The organism is Staphylococcus sp. FSL W8-0305 (assembly GCF_037966415.1).
Taxonomy (GTDB): Bacteria; Bacillota; Bacilli; order Staphylococcales; family Staphylococcaceae; genus Staphylococcus; species Staphylococcus aureus.
Map to the genome: position 1 here is coordinate 2,014,972 of NZ_CP150198.1, position 17,098 is coordinate 2,032,069.

Below are 17,098 nucleotides of genomic sequence, written 5' to 3' on the forward strand. Positions count from 1 at the left end.
TCATTACTAATCATTGAATATAGTATAGCATTACTTTCTAGCATAAAAATAAGACCCCCCTACATATAGGGAAGTCTTATTTTTTTATTATTCTTCATCATCATCTGATGATTGTTGTATGTCTTCTTCAACACGGTCCATGAAATCTTGTCTTACTTCAATACGTCCATCTTCATCATTTACTTCTGAATCAATCACTTCAGTATGAATTGCATTTCCTGGTGTTTCATCATTTACAACCGCTTCACGTTGTTGTTCAGTACCATCTTCAGATACAGTAGATTGTTCATCTTCATTTTCTTCGTCTGCATCCTCTTTTACTTTAGCAACCGTTGAAACAAATTGATCATCGCCTAAGCGAATTAAGCGAACACCTTGTGCTGCACGACCATTTTGAGAAATATCTGCAACATCTAGTCGAATAATGACACCTGCATTAGTAACAATCATTAAATCTTCTTCACCAGTTACTGTAGTGATACATACAACATTACCATTACGCTCAGTAATCGTAGCTGTTTTAATACCTTTACCACCACGATTTGATAAACGATAGTCATTAACTGGCGTACGTTTACCATAACCATTTTCAGTAACTACTAATACTTCATCAACACTGTTTGCATGAGCTACATCAAGCCCTACAACTTCGTCACCTTCACGAAGTGTAATACCTTTCACACCCGTTGCTGTACGGCCTAAAGGACGTAATGTTGATTCAGGGAATCGAATTAATGATGCATGTGATGTACCAATCAAGATATCTTCTTGACCACTTGTTAAGCGAACTGCAATTAACTCATCATCTTCTCTGAACGAAATCGCAATCTTACCATTTCTATTTATTCTTGAGAAGTTACTTAATGCTGAACGTTTAACGACACCACGTTTAGTTGCAAACACTAAGAAGTTATCTTCACTTTCAAGGTCTTTAACAGCAATCATTGTACTAATGATTTCATCATTTTCAAGTTCAATAGCATTCACTACAGGAATACCTTTAGACTGTCTTGATAACTCAGGCACTTCATAACCTTTTAGTTTGTATACACGACCTTTGTTAGTAAAGAACAATACATGGTCATGTGTACTTAAAGTTACCAATTGACTGACAAAATCTTCTTCCAATGTATTCATACCTTGAACACCACGACCACCACGGTTTTGAGCACGATATGTAGATACCGGCAAACGTTTAATATAGTTATTATGGCTCAAAGTAATTACAATTTGTTCTTCTGGAATTAAGTCCTCGTCCTCTAAGTCTTCAAATCCACCTAATTGAATTTCAGTACGACGATCATCACCGAAGCGATCTCTAATTTCAGTCAATTCATCTCTAACTAACTGTAATAACACTTCTTCATCAGCTAAGATTGCTTCTAATTCACTAATATAATTTAATAACTCATTATATTCAGCTTCAATTTTGTCTCTCTCTAAACCTGTTAGACGTCTTAAACGCATGTCTAAAATAGCTTGAGCTTGTTTTTCAGAAAGTTTGAAGCGTTGTTGCAAACTTTCCATTGCGACTTTATCTGTTTCTGATTCACGAATCGTTGAAATAATTTCATCGATATGATCTAACGCAATACGTAACCCTTCTAAAATGTGGGCACGATCTTTAGCTTTACGTAAGTTGTATTGCGTACGTCTTCTAACAACTGTCTTTTGATGCTCTAAATAATGTACTAACGCTTCTTTTAAATTAATCAGCTTCGGTCTACCATTCACTAGAGCAATCATATTCACACCAAATGATGTTTGAAGAGGTGTTTGTTTGTATAAGTTATTTAAAATGACACTAGCATTGGCATCCTTACGCACATCAATAACGACACGCACACCAGTACGTAAACTTGTTTCATCACGTAAATCAGTAATACCGTCAATTTTCTTGTCACGAACAAGCTCTGCAATTTTTTCAATCATACGAGCCTTATTCACTTGGAAAGGAATTTCAGTGACAACAATACGTTGACGTCCGCCTCCACGTTCTTCAATAACTGCACGAGAACGCATTTGAATTGAACCACGACCTGTTTCATATGCGCGTCTAATACCACTCTTACCTAAAATAAGTCCAGCAGTTGGGAAATCAGGACCTTCAATATCTTCCATTAACTCAGCAATTGAAATATCAGGATTCTTACTTAAGCTAAGTACACCATTGATCAATTCTGTTAAGTTATGTGGTGGAATATTCGTTGCCATACCTACCGCGATACCTGATGCACCATTGGCTAACAAGTTAGGGAATCGAGCAGGTAAGACTGACGGCTCTCTTTCATTACCATCATAGTTATCGATAAAATCTATTGTATCTTTATTAATATCACGTAACAGTTCAAGTGTGATTTTAGTCATACGTGCTTCAGTATAACGCATTGCTGCTGCGCCATCTCCATCCATTGAACCAAAGTTACCTTGGCCATCAACAAGCGGATAACGATAACTGAAATCTTGAGCCATACGTACCATTGCTTCATAGATAGATGAGTCACCATGAGGGTGATATTTACCCATTACGTCACCAACGATACGTGCTGATTTTTTATATGATTTATCCGGTGTCATACCTTGTTCATTTAATCCATATAGTATACGACGATGTACTGGTTTTAAACCGTCACGAACATCTGGCAATGCACGAGCAACGATAACACTCATCGCATAATCTAAAAATGATTCACGCATTTCACTGGTAATATTTCGTTCATTTATTCTTGATTGAGGTAATTCAGCCATCAAGAGTTCCTCCTTCAAAAGTTCAGTTCACAGCGCTTAGAAGTCTAAGTTTGCATAAACTGCATTATCTTCTATAAATTGTCTACGGTTTTCTACAACGTCACCCATTAACATTTCAAATGTTTGGTCCGCTTCAATCGCATCTTCAAGTTTTACTTGTAAAAGAGCGCGGTGCTCAGGGTTCATTGTTGTTTCCCATAATTGATCTGCATTCATTTCTCCAAGACCTTTGTATCGTGCAATAGACCATTTTGGTGTTGGATTCAATTCAGATTTAAGTTTATCAAGTTCCCTATCATTGTATACATAATACTTTTGTTTACCTTGTGTCAGTTTATACAACGGTGGCTGTGCAATATACACATAGCCTGCTTCAATTAACGGTCTCATAAATCGATAGAAGAATGTTAATAACAATGTTCTAATATGCGCTCCATCCACATCGGCATCAGTCATAATGACGATTTTGTGATATCTTGCTTTCGCTAGATCAAAGTCGCCACCGATTCCTGTACCAAATGCTGTGATCATTTGACGAATTTCATTGTTATTCAAAATTCTATCTAATCGTGCCTTTTCAACATTTAATATCTTACCTCGTAATGGTAAAATCGCCTGCGTTCTAGAGTCACGACCAGATTTTGTAGACCCCCCGGCAGAGTCCCCTTCGACTAAGAAAATCTCACATTCTTCAGGACTTTTACTAGAGCAATCGGCTAATTTACCTGGAAGACTTGCTACATCTAACGCTGATTTACGACGTGTTACTTCACGCGCTTTTTTCGCAGCAACACGTGCACGTGCCGCCATAATACCTTTTTCAACCACTGTACGTGCGACTTGTGGATTTTCATATAAAAATCGTTCAAAGTGCTCTGAGAATAATTTATCTACAACTTGACGCACTTCAGAATTACCTAATTTTGTCTTCGTTTGACCTTCGAATTGAGGATCACCATGTTTGATAGATATAATTGCTGTCATACCTTCACGTGTATCTTCACCAGAAAGTCTATCTTTGTCTTCTTTCATAATCTTGCTACTTAAACCATAACTATTTAAGACACGCGTTAATGCACGTTTGAATCCGTCTTCATGCGTACCACCTTCGTACGTATGAATGTTATTTGCGTAAGTTAAAAGATTTGTGGCATATCCTGAGTTATATTGAATCGCAATTTCTACTTCAATATCATCTTTAGATTGATGAATATAAATCGGCTCATCATGAATAGGTTCTTTATTTTCGTTCAATAACTCAACATAAGATTTAATACCGCCCTCATAGTGATAGGAGTCTTCTCTAACGTTTTCTTCATCACGTTCATCTCTTAATGTGATTTGAATTCCTTTGTTTAAGAAAGCAAGCTCTCTAATACGTTGCTGTAATGTTTCATAGTTGTATACAGTTGTCTCTGTGAAGATTTCTCCATCTGCTTTAAAACGAATGACAGTACCTGTCTTATCAGTTGTGCCAACTTCTTTTAAGTCAAATTGAGGTACACCTTTTTTATATGCTTGATGATATATAGTCTCATTTCTGTGTACATATACTTCTAAGTCTTGTGACAATGCGTTTACAACTGATGAACCAACACCATGTAAACCACCAGATACTTTGTATCCGCCACCGCCGAATTTACCACCAGCATGTAAAACAGTTAAAATAACTTCGACAGCTGGACGTCCCATTTTTTCTTGAATATCAACTGGGATACCACGTCCGTTATCCGTTACTTTAATCCAGTTATCTTTTTCAATAACAACTTCAATTTGATTTGCATAACCAGCTAATGCTTCATCGATACTATTATCGACAATTTCCCACACTAAATGGTGCAAACCTCTCTCTGAAGTCGATCCTATATACATACCTGGTCTTTTACGTACTGCTTCTAAACCTTCTAATACTTGTATTTGCCCAGCACCATAATTATCCGTGTTGTTTACATCTGACAATGCAGTCACCATCGCTTTCTGTTACTTTATAATTTCACCTTGATTAATACGATACAATTTAGCGTTATTCATGATTTCATGATCAATACCATCTACAGATGTCGTAGTGACAAATGTTTGTACTTTATGCTGAATCGTACTTAATAAATGCGTTTGACGCGAATCATCTAATTCACTGAGTACATCGTCTAATAATAAGATGGGATATTCCCCAACTTCGATATTCATTAACTCAATTTCAGCTAATTTAATGGACAAAGCCGTTGTACGTTGCTGTCCTTGAGAACCATATGTTTGAGCATCCATGCCATTCACATCAAAACTTATATCATCTCGATGTGGTCCGAATAAGCTAATGCCTCGTTCTTTTTCTCTTTGCATATTATCGCTAAGAATAGACATAATTTCTTCAAGTCGTGCCGCTTCATTTTGAGCATAATCAAATTTAAGACTAGGTAAATAATTCAGCGACAACGCTTCTTTATCATTTGTGATACCAGCATGAATCGGTTTAGCTAACGACTCTAGCTCTTGAATAAAATGTGCACGTTTATCAGTTACTTTCATTGCATATTCAGCAAACTGTTGATTTAATACTTCCAACATTGTTAAGTCCTTTTTTTGGCCTAATTGTAACTGCTTTAAGTAATTATTCTTTTGCTTTAAAATACGTTGGTATTGAGCTAAATCATTTAAGTAAACAGCAGAAATTTGGCCCAACTCCATATCTATAAAGCGTCGTCTTATTTGAGGAGAGCCTTTTACAATATTCAAATCTTCTGGCGCAAATAGAACCACATTGAGGTGTCCAATATATTGAGTTAGACGACTTTGCTCTAAGTGATTCACTTTGACTTGTTTACCTTTTTTAGTTATAAACATTGTTAATGGCATCGTGCCGTGTCTATAACTAAGCTCACCTTCTATTTTAGCATAATCAGCATTAAAACGTATGAGTTCCTTATCATTACTCGTTCTATGACTTTTTGCTAAAGCTAAGGTATAAATTGATTCAAGTAAATTTGTCTTTCCTTGTGCATTTTCTCCAATGAGGATATTCACGTCAGGATGACATTTCAACGTAACCTCATCATAGTTACGATAATTTTCTAATTGGAGTGTATTTAACTTCATTGTTCACCTTGATGAATGATTAAGAAAGAACCAGCATCTTCAGGTAATTCTGGGATATCTATACGATCTTGATGTTCTAACTTTTTACCGCGACGTGTTTCACGCACTCCATTAATTAATACTTCAACGTCTTGCAAGAACCATTTTGCTTGACCACCAGATTCAATAATCCCTTCTGTTTTTAGAAATTGACCTAAATTAATGTCTCCTTCTACTACAACTTCTTGAACCAAAATAATCACTCCATTTCTTTGTATGTCATTAATATATTATACCTTTTTTTGTCACAAATTTCATTTAAAATAGAGGTGGAAACCGTTTACATATAAATAATTAATTCTTATTTTTTGGCAATACTGTCATTTTCAATTTTTTAACGCTATTTAACGGCGTTTAACTTTTATATTCAACTTGTTATTGACTATTAAAATTTTGAATTTAAAGGGCATATAAGCACACTTATTAAATTCTGGATACATTTGTCATAAATTTAATTGGCGTCTTTTATTTGCTGTTTAAAATGCTGTCAAATTTATTTTACATACGAATCTAGAATTATTTTTGCCAAAAAATAAAGGATGACGTTTTAATTAATCACGTCATCCTTTATTTATATTTATTTTTAGTAAGTTCTGATTGGTAAAATTAATTGCGTTACCGAGTCGTCACCTTTTGGTTTTAGAATAAATGGTTTCATTGTACCGAAGAATTCAACTTCAACCTCATCATTATCGATTGCTTTTAAAGCATCCATCATATATTTAGAGTTGAATGAAATTTTCAGGCTACCACCTTCAACATCGTTTGCATCAACTTCTTCTTTTACAGTACCAATTTCTGGTGATGTAGAAGACAATTCAACAACGTCATCACCTGTACTTAATTTAATAACGTTATTACCACCTTCACGTGCTAATAAAGATGCACGATCAATCGCATGATAAAACTCCCCATTGTCTATACTTAATTTAATTTCATAGTTTTCAGGGAATAAACGTGTTGTATCAGGATAATGTCCTTCTAATAATCGAGAAATAAAGTTCACATTTCCAACTTTAAATAAAACTTGGTTTGAAGCAAAGAAGATATCAATGTCTTCTTCATTGTCAGACATAATTTTATTTAATTCAGCTAAAGCCTTACCTGGAATGATGACATTTTTGTTTTCAGAAACATCTTCTAACTGCAACTTTCTTACAGCCAAGCGGTGTGAGTCAGTCGCTGTGCATATTAATTCATTTTCTTGTATAAGCCAGTTCACACCAGTTAGTACTGGGCGTGTTTCTGAGGTGGACACTGCAAAATTCGTTTGTGCAATTACGTTTTTAAGCACTTTTACCGACAATTGAATTGCGTCATCTCTAGAAACTTGAGGTAATAAAGGATATTGATCTGGATCTAAGCCACTTAAATTAAATTCAGAATGACCTGATGTAATTAATGTCTGGAATTGTTCATTTGTAGATAATTTAACATCTTTACCAGGTAATTTTTTTATAATATCAACAAAGAATCGTCCAGGAAGTACTACTGAGCCTGTTTCTGAAATATTGACAATATCTTCGCCATCTACAGTTTTAGGAATAGTGATTTCTATTGAAATTTCAGAGTCTGAACCAGTTAATATAACTTCATGTTCTTTTGCATCGATTTTGATACCAGTTAATATAGGTAATGTTGTTCTTGGTGAAATAGCTTTTAATGTGTCATTTAATTGTGTAATAAAATAATCTCTTTTAATAGTGAATTCCATCATTAATTAAAACTCCTTCCAGTCGTTTATATATAATTATATAGGTTTTAAGTTCTTAGTAATAGTAGTAGGTGCTGTGGATTGGTGGATAAGTCTTAAAAACATAGATTTGGCGAAGTTATACACATGTTGATAACTTGTGTATGGCGTGTATGACTTTTAAACATTATCCACAAAATGAGTTTTGCTCATCTTGCCACATTAGCATATAGAAATGTAAAAAATGATTGTTATTATTAGTACTGTTATATAACAGATTACATTTCCCAAAGTTTCCTACTTATACATTTCTTATTTCTTTTTCAAGATTCTCTACTTCTTGTTTAAAAATAGGATCTTCTTTTAAATCTTTAGATATTTTTTCATGAGCATGAATGACGGTCGTATGATCACGCCCACCAAATTCTTCACCAATTTTAGGTAATGAGAAATCTGTAAGCTCTCTAGACAAGTACATAGCTATTTGACGTGGATATGCAATTGACTTTGTACGTTTTTTTGCACTGAAATCTTCAATTCTAACATTATAGTACTGGCCTACAATTTTTTGAATATCTTGGATGGTAATCTTTTTAGATTTTGGTGCTTGAATGATATCTTTTAAAGCTTCAGCAGTTAATTCAGTTGTAATTGGTTTTCCTAATAATTGTGAATATGCAAGTAAACGTGTTAATGCACCTTCTAATTCACGAATATTAGATTGAATTTGATTTGCTATATAATTTAAAGCTTCTGGTGGAATATCTAATTTTTCTTCTTCAATTTTCTTCTGCAAAATTGCCATTCGAGTTTCATAATCTGGTGGCGTAATATCAACAATTAGCCCCCATTCAAAGCGCGAACGTAATCGATCTTCTAATTGTGCAATTTCCTTTGGCGGTCGATCACTCGAAATAACTATTTGCTTGTTATTCTGATGCAATTCATTAAAAGTATAGAAAAATTCTTCTTGTGTTTGTACTTTATTTTGTATGAACTGAATATCATCGATTAATAAGACGTCGATATTACGATATCTTTCTCTGAAAGCTTCACCTTCGTTATCACGAATTGATTTAATAAATTCATTTGTGAATTTTTCACTTGATGTGTAAATCACTTTGGCATCTGGATTATTATCTAAAACATGATGACCAATGGCATGCATTAAATGGGTTTTTCCTAAACCAACACCTCCATAGATAAATAATGGATTGTACGCTTTGGCTGGTGCTTCGGCCACAGCTAAACTCGCTGCATGTGGGAAGCGGTTACCAGGTCCGATTACAAAAGTGTCAAATGTGTTATGGGCATTGAATTGCTCTCTACCAAGCACATGATTATCCTCAGTTGTTTCAGTAGAAGGTTTTGTTGCTTCTTTTGGAGTAGCAGTTTCATTATTACTATAATTTGCTAATTCTTCAGTAGTAATAAAGTGAGGTTTTACTTCATAGCCTACAACATCAAATAAGATTGCTTGGATAATTTCAGCATATTGTTGATTTAACCAATTTGCATTAAAAGGAATACTCGATAATACGATAGCTTCACCATCTTTGATCGTGTAAAGCTCAGTATCTTTTAGGAAAGTTGAGTAACTTACAGCTGATAATTTTTCTTGAGCAATTTCAAGCACTTTTTCCCAAATTTCTTTTTCCGACATAAATTTACTCCATCTTTCTTAAATTTTTAAGTTATACACAAAAATAACAACCGTGGATAACTTCTAAACACACCATGTTAATAATTATCCACAAGTTAATAACAATCGGTGGATAACTTTATCCTGCTTATTAGTTATGCACAGTATTTTTATGTAAATATCAATAAATAAATCCTTATAAAATCATGAGTTGGACGACTTATCCACACAATTATACTTTTTCAGTTCTCTATATGTCAAATACCTGTGAATATGTTGCTAAAAATAGTATAACTTTGTGTGTAATTTCTAATTATCCACAATTCTAAAAAGTATAAGTGTTCATAAGTGGATAACTTTTCCTTCTATAGAGTATCTGTTAGTGTGTGTATCAAAACAGCTTGGGAAATAATTTATAAAGTATGTATAAGAACTGTATAAGGTATTCAAACATTGTAAACACTCATGCTTTGGATCAAACTCATGGTGATGTTATGAAATTTGATTGCTCGCATCGTGTATTTCTATCTTTAATCGATAAAAGTAAAAAAATTGAGCAGTAGTATAAAATGAACTTGCGTTATAAAAAGGATTTTGTTATATTGTAGTAGTTGCTTGAATTATGACTAGATAATCAATGAGCTAATACGAGAATTTTAATCTAAGAAACGCAAAATCTTATCTATTAAAGTGATCAGAGTCTGCATAATCTGGTATATTAGATAACTGTATAAAGATGGAGGTGTTTTGCATGGTAAAACGTACTTATCAACCAAATAAACGTAAACATAGTAAAGTTCATGGTTTCAGAAAACGCATGAGCACAAAAAATGGCCGTAAAGTTTTAGCGCGCCGTCGTCGTAAAGGCCGTAAAGTTTTATCTGCATAAGATCACTGACTCATCAGTGATCTTTTTTTTCGTTTAAATTAAGAATAAATAGAAATTTATGTTATAAGCTCAATAGAAGTTTAAATATAGCTTCAAATAAAAACGATAAATAAGCGAGTGATGTTATTGGAAAAAGCTTACCGAATTAAAAAGAATGCAGATTTTCAGAGAATATATAAAAAAGGTCATTCTGTAGCCAACAGACAATTTGTTGTATACACTTGTAATAATAAAGAAATAGACCATTTTCGCTTAGGTATTAGTGTTTCTAAAAAACTAGGTAATGCAGTGTTAAGAAACAAGATTAAAAGAGCAATACGTGAAAATTTCAAAGTACATAAGTCGCATATATTGGCCAAAGATATTATTGTAATAGCAAGACAGCCAGCTAAAGATATGACCACTTTACAAATACAGAATAGTCTTGAGCACGTACTTAAAATTGCCAAAGTTTTTAATAAAAAGATTAAGTAAGGATAGGGTAGGGGAAAGAGAGGAAAACATTAACCACTCAACACACCCCGGAGTCTTACCTCAGACAAACGTAAGACTTACCTTAGAGTTATAATAATTTACTTTAAAATGTATTCACATCGTTGAAGGAGGCGAGTAGCAATATGGATTTAGATACAATTACGAGTATTTCAACACCAATGGGTGAAGGGGCAATTGGAATTGTTCGATTGTCTGGACCGCAAGCCGTTGAAATTGCTGACAAATTATATAAAGGAAAACATCTTTTAAATGATGTTCCATCACATACGATTAATTACGGTCATATTATTGATCCAGAGTCTAAAGAAGTGGTTGAAGAAGTTATGGTGTCTGTGTTAAGAGCACCAAAAACATTTACACGCGAAGATATTATAGAAATTAATTGTCATGGTGGTATTTTAACGATTAATAGAGTGCTGGAACTTACTATGACATATGGCGCTAGAATGGCTGAACCAGGTGAATTTACAAAACGTGCCTTTTTAAATGGTCGTATTGATTTATCTCAAGCTGAGGCAGTTATGGACTTTATTCGCTCGAAAACAGATAGAGCTTCTAAAGTTGCGATGAATCAAATTGAAGGTCGTCTAAGTGACTTAATCAAAAAACAACGTCAATCTATATTAGAGATACTCGCTCAAGTGGAAGTGAATATTGATTATCCTGAATACGATGATGTTGAAGATGCGACTACTGAATTTCTTTTAGAGCAGTCTAAAGAAATCAAACAGGAAATTAATCGTTTATTAGATACCGGTGCGCAGGGTAAAATTATGCGTGAAGGTTTATCTACAGTTATTGTTGGTAAACCAAATGTAGGTAAATCATCGATGTTAAATAATTTAATACAAGATAATAAAGCGATTGTAACTGAGGTAGCAGGTACGACTAGAGATGTCTTAGAAGAGTACGTCAATGTTCGTGGCGTGCCATTAAGATTAGTTGATACTGCTGGTATACGTGAGACAGAAGATATAGTAGAGAAGATTGGTGTTGAACGCTCTAGAAAGGCTCTTAGCCAAGCGGACTTAATTTTATTTGTATTAAACAATAACGAAGCATTGACTCAAGAAGATTACACATTATATGAAGTGGTTAAAAATGAAGATGTAATCGTAATTGTTAATAAAATGGATTTAGAGCAAAATATAGATATTAATGAAGTTAAAGATATGATAGGCGATACGCCATTAATTCAAACTTCAATGTTAAAACAAGAAGGTATTGATGAATTAGAAATACAAATTCGAGATTTGTTCTTTGGTGGAGAAGTACAAAATCAAGATATGACTTATGTTTCTAATTCAAGACATATTTCATTATTAAAACAAGCAAGACAAACGATACAAGATGCGATTGATGCAGCAGAATCTGGTGTGCCTATGGATATGGTACAAATCGATTTAACTAGAACTTGGGAAATATTAGGAGAAATTATTGGTGAGACTGCAAGTGATGAACTCATCGATCAGTTATTCAGTCAATTCTGCTTAGGTAAATAGTAATTGAAATAGACGGAATACCGTCTTAAGAAGGCTAGTAAGATATCAAATAAGGAGGTTTATATTGTGGTTCAAGAATATGATGTAATCGTTATAGGTGCGGGACATGCAGGTGTAGAAGCAGGTTTAGCATCTGCAAGACGTGGTGCTAAAACATTAATGCTAACAATAAATTTAGATAATATTGCATTTATGCCATGTAACCCATCTGTAGGTGGACCAGCTAAAGGTATCGTTGTTCGTGAAATTGATGCTTTAGGTGGACAAATGGCAAAAACAATCGATAAAACACACATTCAAATGAGAATGTTAAATACTGGTAAAGGACCTGCTGTAAGAGCACTAAGAGCGCAAGCAGATAAAGTACTTTATCAACAAGAAATGAAACGCGTGATTGAAGATGAAGAAAATTTGCATATAATGCAAGGTATGGTAGACGAACTTATTATAGAAGATAATGAAGTTAAAGGTGTACGTACAAATATTGGTACAGAGTATTTATCTAAAGCAGTAATTATTACAACGGGAACATTTTTACGTGGTGAAATCATTTTAGGTAATATGAAGTATTCAAGTGGACCAAATCACCAATTACCATCAATCACATTATCAGACAATTTAAGAGAACTTGGTTTTGATATTGTTCGTTTTAAAACAGGTACACCACCGCGTGTAAATTCAAAAACAATTGACTATTCGAAGACTGAAATACAACCAGGTGACGATGTGGGTCGTGCATTCAGCTTTGAAACAACAGAATATATATTAGATCAATTGCCATGTTGGCTAACGTATACTAATGCTGAAACACACAAAGTTATCGATGATAATTTACATCTATCTGCAATGTATTCAGGGATGATTAAAGGAACCGGGCCACGTTATTGCCCTTCAATTGAAGATAAATTTGTTCGATTTAATGATAAGCCGCGACATCAACTTTTCTTAGAGCCTGAAGGTCGTAATACAAATGAAGTATATGTGCAAGGATTGTCTACAAGTCTTCCTGAACATGTGCAACGTCAAATGTTAGAGACGATACCAGGTCTTGAAAAAGCAGATATGATGCGTGCCGGCTACGCAATTGAATATGATGCGATTGTGCCAACGCAGTTATGGCCTACACTTGAAACGAAAATGATTAAAAACCTATACACTGCAGGTCAAATTAATGGTACATCTGGTTATGAAGAAGCAGCAGGACAAGGATTGATGGCAGGTATTAACGCTGCAGGTAAAGTGTTAAACACAGGCGAAAAGATATTAAGTCGTTCAGATGCATATATAGGTGTATTAATCGATGATCTTGTAACTAAAGGTACTAATGAACCTTATCGTTTACTAACATCACGTGCAGAATATCGTTTGTTACTACGTCATGATAATGCTGATTTGAGATTGACGGATATGGGATATGAACTTGGTATGATTTCTGAAGAACGATATGCACGTTTTAATGAAAAACGTCAGCAAATTGATGCGGAAATTAAGCGTTTATCAGATATTCGTATTAAACCAAACGAACATACGCAAGCGATTATTGAACAACATGGTGGTTCTCGCTTAAAAGATGGTATTTTAGCTATCGATTTATTACGCAGACCTGAAATGACTTACGATATAATTTTAGAAATTTTAGAAGAAGAACATCAATTGAATGCAGATGTTGAAGAACAAGTAGAAATACAAACAAAATATGAAGGTTATATCAATAAATCACTACAACAAGTTGAGAAAGTTAAACGTATGGAAGAGAAGAAAATTCCAGAAGACTTAGATTATAGTAAGATTGATAGTTTGGCGACTGAAGCGCGAGAAAAATTATCAGAAGTAAAACCTTTAAATATTGCACAAGCTTCTAGAATATCAGGGGTAAATCCAGCAGACATATCTATATTATTGATTTACTTAGAACAAGGTAAACTCCAAAGGGTGAGTGACTAATGACTGTAGAATGGTTAGCAGAACAATTAAAAGAACATAATATTGAATTAACTGAGACTCAAAAACAACAGTTTCAAACATATTATCGTTTACTTGTTGAATGGAATGAAAAGATGAATTTGACAAGTATTACAGATGAACACGATGTATATTTGAAACATTTTTATGATTCCATTGCACCTAGTTTTTATTTTGATTTTAATCAGCCTATAAGTATATGTGATGTAGGCGCTGGAGCTGGTTTTCCAAGTATTCCGTTAAAAATAATGTTTCCGCAGTTAAAAGTGACGATTGTTGATTCATTAAATAAGCGTATTCAATTTTTAAACTATTTAGCGTCAGAATTACAATTACAGGATGTCAGCTTTATACACGATAGAGCAGAAACATTTGGTAAGGGTGTCTACAGGGAGTCTTATGATGTTGTTACTGCAAGAGCAGTAGCTAGATTATCCGTGTTGAGTGAATTGTGTTTACCGCTAGTTAAAAAAGGTGGACAGTTTGTTGCATTAAAATCTTCAAAAGGTGAAGAAGAATTAGAAGAAGCAAAATTTGCAATTAGTGTGTTAGGTGGTAACGTTACAGAAACACATACCTTTGAATTGCCAGAAGATGCTGGAGAGCGCCAGATGTTCATTATTGATAAAAAAAGACAGACGCCGAAAAAGTATCCAAGAAAACCAGGGACGCCTAATAAGACTCCTTTACTTGAAAAATAATGCATAATCCTTTACAACTAACATAAAAGGAGCGAATGGATAATGAAAAAACCTTTTTCAAAATTATTTGGTTTGAAAAACAAAGATGACATCATTGGACATATTGAAGAAAATCGCAATAGTAATGTTGAATCCATTCAAATTGAACGTATCGTTCCCAACCGTTATCAACCAAGACAGGTATTTGAACCAAATAAAATTAAAGAACTTGCTGAATCAATACATGAACATGGTTTATTACAGCCTATTGTTGTAAGACCGATTGAAGAAGATATGTTTGAAATTATTGCTGGAGAGCGCCGATTTAGAGCAATACAATCACTAAATTTACCTCAAGCAGACGTTATTATTCGTGATATGGATGATGAAGAGACGGCTGTTGTGGCATTAATTGAGAATATTCAAAGAGAAAATTTGTCTGTTGTTGAAGAAGCGGAAGCCTATAAGAAATTATTGGAAATTGGTGATACAACGCAAAGTGAATTGGCAAAAAGTTTAGGTAAAAGTCAAAGCTTTATTGCAAATAAGTTGCGTTTATTGAAGTTGGCGCCGAAAGTACTACTTCGCTTAAGAGAAGGTAAAATTACTGAACGCCATGCGAGAGCGGTATTATCATTGTCTGATAGCGAACAAGAAGCGTTGATTGAGCAAGTCATTGCACAAAAACTAAATGTGAAACAGACTGAAGATAGAGTACGCCAAAAAACTGGGCCCGAAAAAGTCAAAGCACAAAACCTTCGCTTTGAACAAGATGTCACGCAAGCACGAGATGAGGTAGGCAAAAGTATCCAAGCGATTCAACAAACAGGATTACATGTTGAGCATAAAGACAAAGATCATGAAGATTATTATGAAATAAAAATTCGAATATATAAACGTTAGTAGTAGGATGTCGTATACATGATGACTAACACATAAAAGACAAAGCTAAGATCATTACAGCTTTGTCTTTTTTTGTTTTACGTGAAACATAAAAATTTATATTTATATGTTGATCAGGCTGGGACATAAATCAATGTTCTATGCTCTACGAAGTTATATTGGCGGTAGTTGACTGAACGAAAATGCGCTTGTAACAAGCTTTTTTCAATTAAAGTCAGGGGCCCCAACACAGAGAATTTCGAAAAGAAATTCTACAGGCAATGCGAGTTAGGGTGTGGGTCCCAACACAGAGAATTTCGAAATGAAATTCTACAGGCAATGCGAGTTGGGGTGGGACGACGAAATAAATTTTGCGAAAATATCATTTCTGTCCCACTCCCTAATTTGAGCTGGATATACCTTTATTTGAACCCTTTATTGCTAGTTTATGAAAGTATCATGAAAGCTTTATGAACATCGCTTGAGTTGCCTTTACAGTAGAAAATTTAAGTTTTACACTTTGTGTGAATGATACGTTTTGTATTGAATTAATTATAGAAAGGTACGTTGAAGATGTTTTCAATTGGAAGTGCAATTCTTCATTTTGTCATTGGTGGTATCGCTGTTGCATTAGCTTCAATTATTGCTGATAAGGTAGGTGGTAAGTTAGGAGGTATTATAGCTACTATGCCGGCAGTCTTTCTTGCGGCTATTATCGCATTAGCTTTGGATCATCGTGGTACGCAATTAGTGGAGATGTCGATGAATCTTAGTACTGGAGCAATTGTCGGTATTCTGTCTTGTATATTAACTGTATTTTTGACATCTCTCTATATTAAGCATAAAGGTTATCGGAAAGGCGCAATATTCACAGTTGTTTGTTGGTTTGTTATTTCCCTCGCAATATTCAGTATTAGACATTTATAGTTTGGAAAATGCGTGATAATTAGTTGTATTCAGTTATTAAGTAATAAATTATTGGAGGCAGAACATCATGAAATTAACATTAATGAAATTTTTTGTGGGGGGATTTGCAGTATTATTAAGTTATATTGTATCTGTAACACTACCTTGGAAAGAATTTGGCGGTATATTTGCAACGTTTCCGGCAGTATTTTTAGTGTCTATGTTTATTACAGGTATGCAATATGGTGATAAAGTCGCTGTGCATGTAAGTCGTGGCGCAGTGTTTGGTATGACAGGGGTATTAGTTTGTATTTTAGTTACATGGATGATGTTACATATGACGCACATGTGGTTGATTAGCATTATTGTTGGTTTCCTAAGCTGGTTCATCAGTGCAGTATGTATTTTTGAAGCGGTAGAATTTATAGCACAAAAAAGATTAGAAAAGCATAGTTGGAAAGCTGGAAAATCGAATAGTAAATAGTGTGAACGTAATCTCTTAAATAGGACTAACTTCGCAAGCATTGAATAGCATGGAAAAGTTGCATCATTAATAAATAAGTTGGC

General features: G+C 34.2%; 14 protein-coding genes. 8 read left to right on the top strand and 6 right to left on the bottom strand.

Features of this window, described 5'->3' with window-relative positions:
- Positions 1-87 precede the first annotated feature (87 nt).
- The 6 genes from gyrA to dnaA all read right to left on the bottom strand — a co-directional run bounded on the left by gyrA (position 88) and on the right by dnaA (position 9,236).
- A complete protein-coding gene (gyrA, locus tag NST10_RS09805; RefSeq protein WP_000819098.1) occupies positions 88-2,748 on the bottom strand; it encodes a DNA gyrase subunit A in 2,661 nt (886 codons plus the stop codon).
- A gap of 36 nt (positions 2,749-2,784) precedes the next feature.
- Complete coding sequence (gyrB, locus tag NST10_RS09810) at positions 2,785-4,719, bottom strand: DNA topoisomerase (ATP-hydrolyzing) subunit B (RefSeq protein WP_000255583.1); 1,935 nt, start codon at positions 4,717-4,719, stop codon at positions 2,785-2,787.
- Between the two features lie 9 nt (positions 4,720-4,728).
- Positions 4,729-5,841, bottom strand: coding sequence for a DNA replication/repair protein RecF (gene recF / locus NST10_RS09815; protein WP_000775113.1), 1,113 nt, complete (start codon positions 5,839-5,841; stop codon positions 4,729-4,731).
- On the bottom strand, positions 5,838-6,083 hold the full coding sequence (yaaA, locus tag NST10_RS09820; protein WP_001789359.1) for a S4 domain-containing protein YaaA: 246 nt from the start codon (positions 6,081-6,083) through the stop codon (positions 5,838-5,840). The genes recF and yaaA overlap by 4 nt, the downstream gene beginning before the upstream one ends.
- Before the next feature lie 380 nt (positions 6,084-6,463).
- The gene (gene dnaN / locus NST10_RS09825) at positions 6,464-7,597 is read right to left on the bottom strand and encodes a DNA polymerase III subunit beta (RefSeq protein WP_000969811.1); all 1,134 of its coding nucleotides are present in this window, start codon (positions 7,595-7,597) and stop codon (positions 6,464-6,466) included.
- A 277-nt stretch (positions 7,598-7,874) separates the two neighbouring features.
- Positions 7,875-9,236, bottom strand: coding sequence for a chromosomal replication initiator protein DnaA (gene dnaA, locus NST10_RS09830; RefSeq protein ID WP_001290430.1), 1,362 nt, complete (start codon positions 9,234-9,236; stop codon positions 7,875-7,877).
- A gap of 730 nt (positions 9,237-9,966) precedes the next feature.
- Here dnaA and rpmH point away from each other — a divergent pair.
- From rpmH to NST10_RS09870, 8 genes are all read left to right on the top strand, one after another.
- A complete protein-coding gene (gene rpmH, locus NST10_RS09835; RefSeq protein ID WP_000240855.1) occupies positions 9,967-10,104 on the top strand; it encodes a 50S ribosomal protein L34 in 138 nt (45 codons plus the stop codon).
- Positions 10,105-10,224: 120 nt separating this feature from the next.
- Positions 10,225-10,578: a ribonuclease P protein component gene (gene rnpA / locus NST10_RS09840; RefSeq protein ID WP_001789343.1), complete on the top strand. Its 354-nt coding sequence runs from the start codon at positions 10,225-10,227 to the stop codon at positions 10,576-10,578.
- 143 nt (positions 10,579-10,721) lie between these two features.
- Positions 10,722-12,101, top strand: coding sequence for a tRNA uridine-5-carboxymethylaminomethyl(34) synthesis GTPase MnmE (gene mnmE / locus NST10_RS09845; protein WP_000362509.1), 1,380 nt, complete (start codon positions 10,722-10,724; stop codon positions 12,099-12,101).
- Between the two features lie 66 nt (positions 12,102-12,167).
- Positions 12,168-14,045 (top strand): tRNA uridine-5-carboxymethylaminomethyl(34) synthesis enzyme MnmG, encoded by a 1,878-nt coding sequence (gene mnmG, locus NST10_RS09850; RefSeq protein ID WP_000249657.1) that lies wholly within the window; start codon positions 12,168-12,170, stop codon positions 14,043-14,045.
- The gene (rsmG, locus tag NST10_RS09855) at positions 14,045-14,764 is read left to right on the top strand and encodes a 16S rRNA (guanine(527)-N(7))-methyltransferase RsmG (protein ID WP_000215590.1); all 720 of its coding nucleotides are present in this window, start codon (positions 14,045-14,047) and stop codon (positions 14,762-14,764) included. Before mnmG ends, rsmG begins: the two co-directional genes overlap by 1 nt.
- Positions 14,765-14,806: 42 nt before the next feature.
- Positions 14,807-15,646: a nucleoid occlusion protein gene (noc, locus tag NST10_RS09860; protein WP_000742840.1), complete on the top strand. Its 840-nt coding sequence runs from the start codon at positions 14,807-14,809 to the stop codon at positions 15,644-15,646.
- Between the two features lie 552 nt (positions 15,647-16,198).
- On the top strand, positions 16,199-16,552 hold the full coding sequence (locus NST10_RS09865) for a DUF3147 family protein (RefSeq protein WP_000491382.1): 354 nt from the start codon (positions 16,199-16,201) through the stop codon (positions 16,550-16,552).
- Positions 16,553-16,619: 67 nt separating this feature from the next.
- On the top strand, positions 16,620-17,015 hold the full coding sequence (locus tag NST10_RS09870) for a DUF3147 family protein (RefSeq protein ID WP_000779134.1): 396 nt from the start codon (positions 16,620-16,622) through the stop codon (positions 17,013-17,015).
- The last annotated feature ends 83 nt before the right edge of the window (positions 17,016-17,098 follow it).

What these genes read in the sequence shown, in the direction of transcription:
- gyrA (WP_000819098.1), bottom strand. Translation starts at nt 2,748, where the DNA reads ATGGCTGAATTACCTCAATCAAGAATAAATGAACGAAATATTACCAGT.
- gyrB (WP_000255583.1), bottom strand. Translation starts at nt 4,719, where the DNA reads ATGGTGACTGCATTGTCAGATGTAAACAACACGGATAATTATGGTGCT.
- recF (WP_000775113.1), bottom strand. Translation starts at nt 5,841, where the DNA reads ATGAAGTTAAATACACTCCAATTAGAAAATTATCGTAACTATGATGAG.
- dnaN (WP_000969811.1), bottom strand. Translation starts at nt 7,597, where the DNA reads ATGATGGAATTCACTATTAAAAGAGATTATTTTATTACACAATTAAAT.
- dnaA (WP_001290430.1), bottom strand. Translation starts at nt 9,236, where the DNA reads ATGTCGGAAAAAGAAATTTGGGAAAAAGTGCTTGAAATTGCTCAAGAA.
- rpmH (WP_000240855.1), top strand. Translation starts at nt 9,967, where the DNA reads ATGGTAAAACGTACTTATCAACCAAATAAACGTAAACATAGTAAAGTT.
- rnpA (WP_001789343.1), top strand. Translation starts at nt 10,225, where the DNA reads ATGTTATTGGAAAAAGCTTACCGAATTAAAAAGAATGCAGATTTTCAG.
- mnmE (WP_000362509.1), top strand. Translation starts at nt 10,722, where the DNA reads ATGGATTTAGATACAATTACGAGTATTTCAACACCAATGGGTGAAGGG.
- rsmG (WP_000215590.1), top strand. Translation starts at nt 14,045, where the DNA reads ATGACTGTAGAATGGTTAGCAGAACAATTAAAAGAACATAATATTGAA.
- noc (WP_000742840.1), top strand. Translation starts at nt 14,807, where the DNA reads ATGAAAAAACCTTTTTCAAAATTATTTGGTTTGAAAAACAAAGATGAC.
- NST10_RS09865 (WP_000491382.1), top strand. Translation starts at nt 16,199, where the DNA reads ATGTTTTCAATTGGAAGTGCAATTCTTCATTTTGTCATTGGTGGTATC.
- NST10_RS09870 (WP_000779134.1), top strand. Translation starts at nt 16,620, where the DNA reads ATGAAATTAACATTAATGAAATTTTTTGTGGGGGGATTTGCAGTATTA.